Origin of the sequence: uncultured Adlercreutzia sp. (genome assembly GCF_958431955.1) — a bacterium.
Lineage (GTDB): Bacteria > Actinomycetota > Coriobacteriia > Coriobacteriales > Eggerthellaceae > Adlercreutzia.
Map to the genome: position 1 here is coordinate 25,392 of NZ_CAUASN010000023.1, position 12,532 is coordinate 37,923.

A 12,532-nucleotide genomic window follows, 5' to 3' on the forward strand; every position below is an offset into this window, starting at 1 on the left:
ATAATACGAGGAAGATAGTCGTACGTCTGAAGCAGCGTGTAAATAATCTGATACAAATCAGAGGAATAACCTTGGATTCCGCCCCCTTCCTTGTCCTTGCGCGAAAGCGCTGCTACCCAGAGGGTTCCGAGAAAAGAATCGGGCCGCGCGGGCGGCCCGATGGAGAGATGCTGCGGGAGGTTTTCTAACGGAGGCGGCGCATCCGGCGGCGGCTCGCGACGAGGCCCGCGCCGGCCGCCGCGGCGGCCAAGAGGGGCAGCAGCATGGCCGCGGCCAGCTCGTCGCCGGTCTGGGCGAGGCGGGTCTTCTTGATGGTCGTGGGGCCGTTGCCGTTTCCGTCGCCATCGCCGCCGTTGCCGTCGCCTGTGCCGTCGTCGGCGGGCAGCACGCCGCCCGACGAGTCGGTGCCGGGCGGGTAGGCGGCCTCGGACTGCACGCGCTCGCTCTCCACGTCGAAGGCCTCCCAGCCCGCGGGCGGGTCGAAGGGCTGCCCGGCGGCGGGGAAGTCGCCGGCCGTGTCGGGATCCCACTGGGAGGGCAGCGTGCCGAGAGCCACGGCCACGTTGCCGATGTCGGCGCCGAGCGCCTCCTCGGTCACGAGGGCGTCGAAGACGAGCACGACCTCCTGGCCGCCGTAGATACGGCCGGCCGACACCGACAGGCGCCGGGTCTCGTGGTTGTAGGCCGCGTCGTCCACAGTGATCTCGCTTCCGTCGGGCAGCGTCATGCGAATGCTACCCGCCACAGGCTCGAGTCCTGCGGGCACGTCGTCGCGGATGACGGCGTCCATCCAGCCCGTGCCCGGCGCGGAGTTCGCGAGCACGATGCGGTAGCGCACCACGTCGCCCACATGGGTGCTCTCGTCGTCGCGCGAGGTGTTATCGGCTTCCTTCGACACCTTCACGTCGCCCTCGTCGGGGTCGTCGGGGATGATGGGCGCGGGCTCCACCGGAGGGTTGTCGGCGCGCACCGGCTCGTCGGGGCCGGGCGCGGGGGCGGGCTTGCCGGGGGTCTCCTTGGTCGGGTCCACCGCGGGGTCCTCGGAGGGCACGGTGCCGGTCACCGCGGCCACGTTGCCCGCGTCGGCACCGAGGGCCTCCTCGCCCACGATTACGTCGAAGACGAGCACGGCCCGCTCGCCGCCCCACAGGTTGCCGGCGAACACGGCCACCGTGCGGCTGGCCGCGTCGTAGGGGTCGCCCTCCACGGCCTGGGGCGCGTCGGCGCCGGGCAGGGTTATCTGGTAGCTGCCGGCCACCGGCTCCATCCCCGCGGGCAGCGGGTCGGAGATGACGGCGTTCACCAGGCAGCTGCCCGCATCTCCCGTGTTCTCGATGGAGATGGTGTAGCGCAGGGTGTCGCCGAGGCGCGTGACCTTGGCATCGGGGCTCGTCACGTTCTCCACGGCCTTGGCCAGCGAGAGTGCGCCGTCCTCCGGGTCGCTCGGCACCACCACGGAGGATCCGGGCGGGGTGGCCGGCGGCGTGTCCACCGGATCCACCGGCTTCTGGGGGCCGTTCGGGTCGTCGGGGTCGTCGCGGGTGCCCTCGGCCTCGGCGGTGTTAGCCAGGGGCGCGGCCGCCTCGTCGCGGCCGGTGATGCCCTCCTTCACGGTGCACTCGAAGGTGAGGATGGCCGCCGAGTCGCCGTACACGGTGCCGGCGGGCACGGTGAGGGTGCTCTTCCCGTCGGTCCCCGGCGCGGCGAGCCCGTAGGTGCCGCGGGAGGGCGCGCCAGTGGCGGGGGAGAGCTTGCCCGCGAAGCCGTCGGTGGGGTTGGACAGCTCCACCGTGCCGGCCTTAAGCTCCAGGCACGCGGGCAGGTCGTCGGTGATGACGACGTTGTTCCAGGCCGATCCGGCTGCCGTGTTCGAGGCGGTGATGGTGTAGCGCAGCGTGTCGCCGGGCTGGGTGGGGCCCTCCGGGTGCGTCAGGTTCTCGGCCTTCTTGGAGAGGGCCGGCACAGGCGCGATAGAGGGGTCGGCCTTCACGGTGACGTCGTAGATGAAGGTGGTGCCGGTGTAGGCGCCGTTGGGCTCCTGCTTGATGACGAGCTCGGTCTTGCCTACGCCCTGCGGATCCACGCGCACGGTGATGTTGCCGTCCTTATCGCGCACCGGCTCGCCCTTCTCGTCGACGACCACCTTGGCGTCCAGGATGCGCCCGTCGGGCGTGGTCACGGTGATGGGGCCCGAGGAGGGCGACTTGATCTTGATGTCCACCGCGCCCGGGTTCTCCTCGGCGCCCGGGTCGGGCTTGCTGTAGATGAGGGTCAGCTCGCCGGTGTAGGTCTTGTCGCCGGGCTTGGAGGGGTCGGCGCCGGGCTTGTCGGGGGTGGGGTTGTCGTAGTCGGTCTTCAGCGACGGCTGGGGCTCGTCCGGGTCGGCGTCGGGGTCGGCCGGCAGGGTCACCGTCGGGTTCGGGTCGATGGGATCGATGGCCACCTCGGCCTTCGGCGCGGCCTCGGGGTCGTCGGCGGGGTTCACGCTCGCGAGGTAGTTGGCCGGCGCGTCCATCCCGAGCTCGGTCACGGCCTCGTCGTCGGGCGGCAGGTACTGGGCCGACACGACGTGCTTGCCGTCGCTGGTGGCGTCGGGCACGAGGAAGTCGGCGTCGGAGGGGCGGAAGGTGTAGGTGAAGTCGGTGTAGGAGCCGCCGTCGGCGTTGCCCACGCGCACGGCGTTGGGCGTCTTGCCCTCCGCATCGCCCGCGCCGTCAGTCGAGCCGTCGCGCGCGTCGGCGGCGGCGAGCACGGCCATGGCCCCCGCCAGCGCGCCGCGGGCGCCGGTGCCGGTATCGGCGAAGACGATCTCGATGGGCTCGCCCACCTTCTGGCCGTCCACGTACAGCTGCACGTAGCCCTCCGGGGCCTTGCAGGTGGTCTTGGTCTTCGCGCCGTCGGGCTGGGTGTCGGCCCGCTCGATGCGGGCGTTCAGCATCAGCTGCAGATCGGAGTTATGGTGCTCGTTGCCGGGGGCCTTGTCGTCCACCCACTCGGCGCGCACGAGCGACACCTTCGAGCCGATGGGCATGATGTCGCACCAGCCGATGGCGCGATGCCCCCAGTAGCTCTCGCGGAAGCCGGCCAGCTCGGGGTCATCGGAGTTGGAGTACTGGGTGGAGATCATCGTGAACTTCATGGTGCCCACATCCGAGGGCATGTCGCCGCCGGTGCTCACCTCCGGGCCGATGGCCTGGGACTCCTCGTCGCCCTCGAAGGCGGGGCGCTTGGTGAAGCGCTGGTACTTGTAGGAGACGGCGCTCTTCATGTTCAGCACCTTCGGGAGCTCCTCGTCGGTGGTGATCCAGTTGTCCTCATCGTCCAGGTCGTAGGCGTCGAAGGGGGTGCCGTCGTAGTACTTCGTCAGCTTGTCGGTGTACTGGGAGGGCAGCTCGAAGTCGACGTAGCGCTTCAGGATGTCTCCCTCGCCGGGGTTGCGGAACAGGGGGTTCACCTTCTGCACCTTGCCGTTCTCGTCCAGGTAGGACAAGGTGACCGACACCTGCTTCTCGGTGGCCGCGGGCGGCAGCCACAGGTACAGCTTGCCGTCGGTGAACTGGGCGGGCGCGCCGTACTCGTAGGGCTCGCCGGCCACGGTGAGCTCCCAGTCGATGATGGCGTTGTTGCCGTCGGTGATGGGCGTGCCGGCGTCGTTCTTCTTGATGACCTCGGCCGACAGGTCGATGGTGATCATGGACACGGCGGGGTTGTCGGTGCGGGTGGTGTCCACGGGCCATACGCCGAAGGCGGAGCTGTCGCTGTCCGCGCCGTTGATGAAGGCCTGGAAGAGCTCCTTGCTGTTGGTGCTCTCCACATAGCCGATGCGCACCGAGCCGCCGATGACGCTCACGGCGCCGTCCTGAGCGCCGATGCCCATGGAGACGCAGTTGTAGCGGGGGTTGTTGTTCTTGTTCTCCGTGGCGCGGCTCGTGTCGGGCAGCACGGTGCCGCCGGCGATGACGATCTCGTGGTCGGCGTTCCAGGAGCAGCAGCCCTGCCCGATGGCGTTGCCGTGGGCGTCGGCGTGGGGCACGAGCACGCCGCCGTTGATGTAGATGTTGCCGGCGCAGGTCTTGCTCTCGGCGGGCACGGTGTTCGGCGAGCCGTAGGTGGTGGTGGGGATGCCGTTGTCCAGCGTGTCGGCGAACTGGTAGGAGGTGGCGGTGGCGTTCTGCGTGTAGTGGGCCCAGGCCCCGCCGCCGATGGAGGCGGCGTGGTAGGAGGTCCAGGTCTCGATGTAGCCGCCGTTGAAGGTGAGATTGCCCCCGTTGCCACCGCCTCCGCCGCCGATGGCGGCCCCGTAGCCGTTGGTCCCGTCGCCGGCTCCGCTGGAGGTGGCGGTGATGATGCCGCCGTTGAAGGTCATGTCGCCGCCGTTCTCGTACTGCACGCTGCCGATGCCGGAGACGTGCAGGGCGCCGGTGACGGTGAGCTTGCCCGTGAGGAGGCTCCCGGCAGCGTCGCGCTCTGCGTTGTCGAGAAGGGTGAGGCGGTCGTCGCCCGCCTCGGTGCCGGCGGTGTAGGTCTTGCCGTCGTTGCCCACGAAGGTGGTGCCGGCGGGGATCTTGCCGGGGTAGCGCGCCGGGTCCATCTCGATGGGCTCGCCGACAGTGGTCACGTTGGGGATGTGGTCGTCGATGACGAGCTCGGTGCCCTCGCCGCAGTGGATGGCCGGGGCCCACCGGCCGGCGGTGGCGGTGAGGGTGTTGTCAGAGCCCTTCGCCAGGGTGATGTGCAGGCGCGTTTTCGGCTCGATAGTCTTGCCATCGGCGTCGCGGTTGCGCTCGATGTGGCAGGGAATGGGCGCGTTGATGTTCACGTTGTTCAGGACGATGTTCGCCTGAACGCCGGGGTTCACCCAGATGGTGACGTTCTGGGCTGTGTCAGGGAAGCCGTCGGTGGAAAGGGTGAGCTCGGCCGAGCCCTTGATGACGAGCTTGTGCAGATCGTCGACGAGCGTGTTGCCGCCCGTGCGCGCATGGCGCGTGTAGGTTTCCTCGACGAACTCGAAGTCGACGCCGGGCGTGCCGCCGGCGACGTTGATGCCAAACCGGCTGCGATCCTCGGCTTGGGCCGCGGGCTCGTCGGCCGCATCGGCCGCACCGGCTGCCTCGGCATTGGCGCCGGCTTCTGCCGCGCTCTCGGTGAGGGGGAAGGTGCGCGCCACGCCGGCCGCGAAGGCCGCGATGGCGGCGGAGGGGCTGCTCTGGCCCTCGTCCTCGGGAATCGAGGAGGCGTCCGGGTCAGCCGGAACTGCGCTCGCATCCGAGGCGCCCTCGGGGATGTCCGAGGGACTTGACGGAGTGTCGGCCTTATCGGCCGGCTCCTCTAAAAATGCTTCCGGGGGGGGGTCTCACTGCTCGAGCCCTCGGCGGCAAACGCGCCGGTGGGCATCATGAGCCCGCAGGCGAGCACGGCCGCCAGCGCTCCGCGCAGCAGCTTGCTCCTGGCACTCTCTCTCATAATCGACGCTCCTTCTCTGGGTTCGCATCGTCTCGCGATGATTGGTTCGTCATTCGGGTACGCGAAGCGTTGCCGAACTGTCAGCGTATCGTCAGCGAGTGTACACCTTCGCCCAGTTGAGCGCAAGGATGAGCGGCACGGTAAGCGATGCTCGGCATCGCGGCTGGCCGGTGGCGGCCCGAGGGGGGAAGAGATGCCCGACGGCGCCCGGAAACGGAGCGGGCCGCCCGAAGGCGGCCCGGCTGTGCACGGTGTGTCAGGGGGAGTCCTACCAGTTGCAGGGGGCCTCGCCCTTCTCCTGGCGCTCGGACTTGAAGATGGTGTCCGGCACCTCCTCGCCGTGGTAGCACTTCACGGCTCCCTTCTCCTCGAGCTCGGCAATCTGCTCGGGGGTGTAGCCGTACTTCTCCAGGTACTCGGCGGTGTGGTAGCCGATGGGCTTGGACAGCACGATCGGCGGGTCGCCGAAGCCGGCGAAGCGGATGGGCGTGGTGGGCAGCGCGTGCTCGCCGAAGGCGTCGTACTTCACCTTGCGAATGGCGTCGTTCACGTAGGCCTCGTCGTCCTTCAGGATGTCGGTGAAGCGGAAGACCTTCTGGCTCGGCACGTCCCACTCGGCCAGGATCTTCAGCCACTCCTCCAGGTCCTTCTTGGCGAAGCCCTCGTCGAGGATGGTGATGAGCTCGGGCTGCAGGTGCTCGGCCTTCACATTCTCGATGGTGGAGAAGCGCGGGTCGTCCACCAGATCGTCGCGGCCGATGATCTTCATCATGTCGTTGTAGTAGCGGTTGTGCTGCGGCTGGCAGATGTAGAGCCACTTGTCGTCGGCGGTCTTGTAGGTGTTGTTGAAGGGGTTGGGCACGTCGGTGCGGGACTTCGGGTAGTCGGCGCCGAACTGCTGGGCGCACAGGCCGATGGAGCCGCCCCAGATGGCGGAGTGGTACAGGTTCACGACCACCTTCTCGCCCTCGCCGGTGCGCAGCTTGTTCACGAGCGCGCCGAGCAGGCCGGCGGCCATCATGATGGCGGTGTTGTAGTCGCCGAAGGCCTGCGGGGGAATGGCCGGGGAGGTGTCCTTCTCGGGGAAGGTGCCGGCGACGCCGCCGCGGGCGGCCCAGCACACGGCGTCGTAGCCGGGGGCGTGGGCGAACTCGCCGAACTCGCCGTAGCCGCGCATCTGGCCCCAGATGAGACCCGGGAACTCCTTGTGCAGGGTCTCGTAGTCGAGCCCCAGCTTCTGCAGGGCGGCGGTGCGCATGTTGTTCATGAAGATGTCGGCCTCGCCGATCATCTTCTTCGCGATGGCCAGGCCCTCCGGGTCCTTCAGGTTCAGGGAGACCCAGTTCTTGTTGGTGTTGTTGAGGTCGATGGTGGGATCCTCGGTGTCGGTCAGCTCGCAGCCGAAGCCGGGGCCCTGGGTGCGCTGGGTATCGCCGGCGAAGGACTCGATCTTGATAACCTCAGCGCCCATCTCGGACAGCACGCGGACGGTGGCCGGCGCGGCCACGTAGGTGCACATCTCGACGACCTTGATCCCGGCGAGGGGGCCGTAGCCGTTGAGCTTTTCGGTAACGGTCATGGCGACAACACTCCTTTCCTGTGTGGTTGGTCGGGCGGTTCGTTTGTTTGCAAAGCTATCTTCTCAGGGTTAAGGGGTGCAATCTACGGATAAAAATAAAGATATGGGTAAAAATGCTACGATTTTGTAGAAAAAGATTCCGTTGGATTGAAGATTCTTCCTATGCAAACAGGACAAGAAGTTTAAAATGTTCCCAACACGGAGCATCGCGCGGCGGCCCGGCGTACGGGATCGGGCGCCGCGGTGTACCCCGCTGCCTCGGAGCGCGCCGACCCCCTTGCGGAGCCCCGGCGCGCGGGGCCGGGGGCCGGAGGGCCGCGCCGGTGCGGCTTACTATATATAAGAGAGAGGACGGCATCGTGGACTTCGCCTTGAACGACGAGCAGAGCAAGCTGATTGGCGCCTTCCGCGCCTTCGGGCAGGAGACCTTCACGCCCGAGCGGGTGGCCAAGTGGTGCCGCGACCAGGGCCTGCCCGACACAGTGATGAAGGAGTTCGTCGATCTGTACTACGACACGGCCGAGCCCGACGTGCCGGCCGATGTGGCCCACTCGCTGCTGTCCCAGGCGCTCATCGTGGAAGAGCTCTCGCGCTGCGCCGGCACGAGCCTTCCCTTCCAGGCCGACCTGTTCAACCTGCAGATCATGCGCGGGTTCGCCGGCGATGGCGAGGCGGTGTCCATCGTGGAGGACTACCGGGCCGACGGGCGCCTCATGTTCGCCCTGGCCGTCTCCGAGCCCGACGGCGGCTCGGACTCCATGGCCATGAAGACCTCGTGCGAGACCGTGGACGGGCGCCTGCTTCTGAACGGGCGCAAGTCCTACGTGAACAACGGCGAGTACGCGCCCTACATCCTCACCGCGGCCATCGACCGGGACGATGCGGGCGAGGGGAAGTACCCGCCGCTGTCGTTCTGGCTCATCCCGCGCCATGCGCCAGGCATCAACGCGGTGCCCATCAGCAAGATCGGCCAGTCGATGCTGCCCTTCGCGCTTATCTCCTTCGACGACGTGGAGCTGGATCCGGCTTGGCGCCTCGATGACGCCCAGGGCGGCTTTCGGCGCCTGTTCGAGCTTCTCGAATACGGGCGCGTGCTCTTATGCGCCTCGAGCCTCGGCATGGCCCAGGCGGCCATGGACGACGCGGTAGAGCATGCCCGCAGCCGCAAGGCCTTCGGCATGCAGGTGGGCCGGTTCCAGCAGATAGAGACCATGCTCACCGACATGGAGGTGCGCCTGCGCAACATGCGCTCCATGGTGTACCGCGCCGCGTGGGCGGTGCAGGCGGGCGACGAGGAGGAGCGGTTGGAAGTGGCCCTCATGAAGCGCTACGTGCCGAAGGCCGCCGTGGAGGTGGCCTCGGACGCCATGCAGATCCTGGGCGGTCTGGGCTACACCGAGGGCTCCCGGGTGAGCCGCATCTGGGAGGACTGCCGCGGCAACCAGATCGCCGAGGGCACCGACCAGGTGATGGTCTACATCGCCGCGCCGCTCATCATGGAGAAGTACCGCAGCTTCTAGGGGCGCTCGGGACGCGGGGCCCGCGCATGCCCGCGCCCGATCCCGCCCGGCGCGGGGCCGCCGCCGGCATGTCCGCGCCGGCGCCGATAGACAAGGTTTCGAAAGTGGGGGAGAAATCTCCCACTTTCGCTTATCTGGGAATCCTATCGATCATAATTCATTCCAATATTCGGACAGATCGTTTACTTTTGTCCTATATTTAACTCGAAATACGGTCAAATCACTCAACATTGTCCGTGCCAACGGAGCCCTTTTTGGGGTAAAACTAGCATGACGGGTAAAGAGAGAGCCCGTCATGCTAGTTCTTTCAGGGGTTCGACGTTTGCGCACGGTTTCATCAATCGACTGAGGAGGTTTACCTTGAGTGCGACCGCTACCAAGGAGAAGATGAGCATCCGCCATCTTCTCGTCGTGCTGACCGGCATCATGATCACGTTCGGCTGCTCGGCGCTGTGCTTCTCCACCTGGGGCATGTTCCAGCCCGTCGTGGCCGAGAGCCTGGGGGTTCCCACCACGGCCTTCGCCATGTACGTCACGGTGATGTACCTGACCATGACCGTCGCCTCGCCGTTCGCGGGCAAGCTGCTGCAGACCATGGACATCCGCATCCTGCTGTCTGTGTCCGCCGCGCTCGTGGGCTGCGCGTTCTTGCTGATGAGCTTCTCGAACACCATCGTGCTGTTCTACGTGGCCGCCGTGATGCTCGGCCTCGGCGAGATCACCATCCTGTGGCTGGCCATCCCCACGCTCATCAACCGCTGGTTCGTCGAGCGCGCCGGCTTCTTCATCGGGCTGTGCATGGCCTTCACCGGCATCGGCGGCGCCATTTGGAACGCCGTGTTCACCGCCCTCATCACGAACGGCTTCGACTTCCACACCCTCTACCTCATCTGGGGCGTCATCGCCCTGGTGACGAGCCTGCCCTTCACGCTGTTCTGCGTGCGCAATTCTCCCGAGGACTGCGGGCTGGCCCCCTACGGCGCCTCCATGCAGAAGGCCGCCGGCAATGCCGAGACCGCCGCGAAGCCGGCCGGCCTCGACGCCAAGTTCGTCATGAAGACCCCGATGTTCTACGCCATCTGCGTGTTCGCCGGCCTCATCAACATCGCCATCCTCATCGCCATGCAGTTCCCCACCTACACCAAGTCGCTCACCGACGTGGCCTTCGACGTGGTGGTCGTGGGCGGCGTCATGTCCACGGTCATGATGGTGGGCCAGGCCATCTTCAAGGTGGTCCTCGGCGCCGCGGCCGACAAGAACGCCAAGGGCGCGCTCATCTTCGCCTTCGCCGCGGGCGTGGTGGGCATCCTCTTGTGCTGGCTGTGCACCTTCTCCGACCTACTCATGTACGTGGGCGCCTTCATCTTCGGCGGCTGCTACGCCACCGCCGTGGTGCTCGTGCCGGTGATCTGCCGCCAGTCCTTCGGCACCCGCGAGTACTCGGTCATCTACTCCCGCGTGTCCACCGTGTTCAACTTCATCGCCGCCTTCGCGGCCATGATCTGGGCGTGGCTGGGCTCCACCTTCGGCTTCACGGTGGAGTTCATCGTGGCGCTGGTGCTTCTGGTGGTCATCCTGCTGCTCGGCTTCTTCATCTTCGGCCAGGCCGCCAAGTACAAGAAGGACTGGACTACGGAGTAGGCTCTAAAAGCCGGCTCCATACCATGGATAGAGGCGGGGAGCGCGGACTCCCCGCTTTCTACAGGTATAGGAAATACCAATTTCCACGCAGCGGGAAAATCGGCTAGCATCAGGGCAACTGAGTTTTCGCGCCGCCACGCGCGGTTTTCCCGCCAAGCTGTTGCCGAGATGTCCGCAGAGGGGCCGCCCGATAGGGCCGGCCCGCCTTCGCCCGCGCCACCCGAGGGGGTACCATGAACCTGTCCCAGCTCAACTATTTCAAGAAACTGGCTGAGGTGCTGCACTACACGCGGGCCGCGCAGGAGCTGTTCATCACCCAGCCCACCTTGTCGGGCGCCATCTCGTCGCTGGAGAAGGAGCTGGGCGCGCCCCTGTTCGAGCGCAACGGGCGCTCGGTGATGCTCACCCCCTACGGCGAGGTGTTCTACGAGCATGTGTGCCTGGCCCTGCGCGCCATCGACGACGGGGTGGCCGCCGTGAGCGCGCGCTCGAGCGCGTCGTTCGGCACCGTGAACCTCGGCACCACGTTCACCACCCAGGACCACTACCTGCCCACGCTCATCAAGAACTTCGAGGACGCCTTCGACAAGCGCGTGGTGGTGAAGGTGTCCCAGGGGTTCACCAACTACCTGACCGAGTCGCTGCACCGGGGCACGCTGGACGTGGCCTTCTGCGGCAAGCGCGACAACGAGGGCGACATCGCGTACTTCCCGGTGAAGTACTGCGAGCTGGCCCTATACGTGCGCGACGACCACCCGCTCGCCCAGGAGAAGGCGGTGCCCTTCGCCGCCCTGAACGACGTGGACCTGCACACCTACCGGCGCGGCACGCCCATCGGCAACCGCGTGGCGAAGATGCTCGAGGAGGCCGACGTGGCCGGCGCGCACCTGAACTACGACGACGATGTGTCCATGGGGTCGTTTCTCTCCTACAACGGGGGCAGCGCCGGCGCGCTCATGCTGGACTCGCTGGGCGCCCAGCTGTTCAGCAACCTGCGCCAGGTGCGGGTGGAGGGCATCCCGCCGCGCTTCTACACGGTGTACCTGGCCTACCACAAGAAGCACGTGCACTCCCGCGCCGTGACCGACTTCATCGACTTCGTGAAGGCCTACCCGGGAAACGACGCCCCGCTTCTGGAGGGGGAGGAGTAGCCGTTTGGCACCCGGCGGGGTGCTCCGTAGCGCCGCCAGCGGCAGTTTTGGGCCTTGAGTGGGGAAATTGCGGCCAGGGCTAGCCGCGAGCCCCCGTATATGGTATAAATCTGATGCTGCGCAAAGAGCCGCGCAGACATACTTTCGCATTCGAGGAAGTGGGCATGTCCCGCTTTCTTTTGTTGTAGGGGCCCAAAACCCCGGCGGAAGACGAAGAGGAACCGACGACGAGCAGAGGAGGCATACGTGCTGACGGGCAAGGAGAAAAGCCTGCTTGAGGCCATGGAGCCCCGGGCCGCCTCCGAGGGCGTTGAGATCGTCACCGTGGAGATCGCCGGCGCCAAGCGCGCGCCCACCATCCGGGTGTACATCGACGCGGAGGGCGGCGTGAGCTTCGACGAGCTGGCGCGCACCCAGGCGTGGATCGGCGAGCTCATGGACGAGATCGACCCGTTCCCCGGCGCCTACATGCTGGAGGTGTCCTCCCCGGGCATCGACCGCCCGCTGCGCACGCCCGAGCACTTCGAGCGGTTTGCCGGCGAGGAGGCCAGCGTGAAGACGCGCGGGCCCATCGACGGGCGCAGCTCGTTTACCGGCACGCTCGCCGGCACCCGCGACGGCGCGGTGCTCATGGTGGTGGACGGCGCGGAGCTGTCCATTCCGTTCGACGCGATCAAGAGGGCCCGGCTCAAGGGCACCGTTGATTTCAGCTCATAGGGAAAGGAAGTCAGGAAAAGTGGCAAGTTCAGAGTTGATCGAGGCATTGCAGGCGCTGGCCCATGAGCGCAAGATCGACGAGTTCTACCTCATCGAGCGCTTGGAGCAGTCGCTCGCCAAGAGCTACGAGCGCATCTTGGATCTGGAGTGGGACGCGCGCGTGACCATCGACCGCCAGACCGGCAAGATCTACGTGTACGAGCTGGTGCCCGTCGGCGAGCCCGACGAGGAGACCGGCGAGTACAGCGAGTTCGAGGAGCGCGACGTGACGCCGGCCGACGTGAGCCGCATCGCCGCCCAGAACGCCAAGGGCGTCATCTCCTCGCTCGTGCGCGAGGCCGGGCGCCAGTCCATCTACGACGAGTTCCGCTCGCGCGTGGGCGACCTGGTCACCGGCACGGTGCTCCAGGGCACGCCGGACTTCACCATCATCAAGATCCGCGACGGCGTGGAGGCGGAGC

At 66.9% G+C, this 12,532-nt stretch carries 8 protein-coding genes; 5 read left to right on the top strand and 3 right to left on the bottom strand.

Features of this window, described 5'->3' with window-relative positions:
* Positions 1-184: 184 nt before the first annotated feature.
* The 3 genes from Q5064_RS07935 to Q5064_RS07945 form a co-directional block, all read right to left on the bottom strand.
* The gene (locus Q5064_RS07935) at positions 185-5,167 is read right to left on the bottom strand and encodes a hypothetical protein (RefSeq protein WP_302963662.1); all 4,983 of its coding nucleotides are present in this window, start codon (positions 5,165-5,167) and stop codon (positions 185-187) included.
* A gap of 161 nt (positions 5,168-5,328) precedes the next feature.
* Complete coding sequence (locus tag Q5064_RS07940) at positions 5,329-5,463, bottom strand: hypothetical protein (RefSeq protein WP_302963663.1); 135 nt, start codon at positions 5,461-5,463, stop codon at positions 5,329-5,331.
* A gap of 268 nt (positions 5,464-5,731) precedes the next feature.
* On the bottom strand, positions 5,732-7,042 hold the full coding sequence (locus Q5064_RS07945; protein ID WP_302963664.1) for a CaiB/BaiF CoA-transferase family protein: 1,311 nt from the start codon (positions 7,040-7,042) through the stop codon (positions 5,732-5,734).
* 359 nt (positions 7,043-7,401) lie between these two features.
* Between Q5064_RS07945 and Q5064_RS07950 the strand changes: the two genes are divergently transcribed.
* From Q5064_RS07950 to Q5064_RS07970, 5 genes are all read left to right on the top strand, one after another.
* Positions 7,402-8,562, top strand: a complete 1,161-nt coding sequence (locus Q5064_RS07950) for an acyl-CoA dehydrogenase family protein (protein ID WP_302963665.1) — start codon at positions 7,402-7,404, stop codon at positions 8,560-8,562.
* A 360-nt stretch (positions 8,563-8,922) separates the two neighbouring features.
* Positions 8,923-10,203 (top strand): CynX/NimT family MFS transporter, encoded by a 1,281-nt coding sequence (locus Q5064_RS07955; protein WP_302963667.1) that lies wholly within the window; start codon positions 8,923-8,925, stop codon positions 10,201-10,203.
* A 233-nt stretch (positions 10,204-10,436) separates the two neighbouring features.
* Positions 10,437-11,354, top strand: a complete 918-nt coding sequence (locus tag Q5064_RS07960; RefSeq protein ID WP_302963668.1) for a LysR family transcriptional regulator — start codon at positions 10,437-10,439, stop codon at positions 11,352-11,354.
* Between the two features lie 246 nt (positions 11,355-11,600).
* Entirely contained in the window at positions 11,601-12,071 is a 471-nt protein-coding gene (rimP, locus tag Q5064_RS07965; RefSeq protein WP_302963671.1) for a ribosome maturation factor RimP, read from the top strand.
* Positions 12,072-12,090: 19 nt separating this feature from the next.
* A partial coding sequence (locus tag Q5064_RS07970) for a NusA N-terminal domain-containing protein (RefSeq protein ID WP_302963672.1) occupies positions 12,091-12,532 on the top strand: 442 nt, incomplete at its 3' end.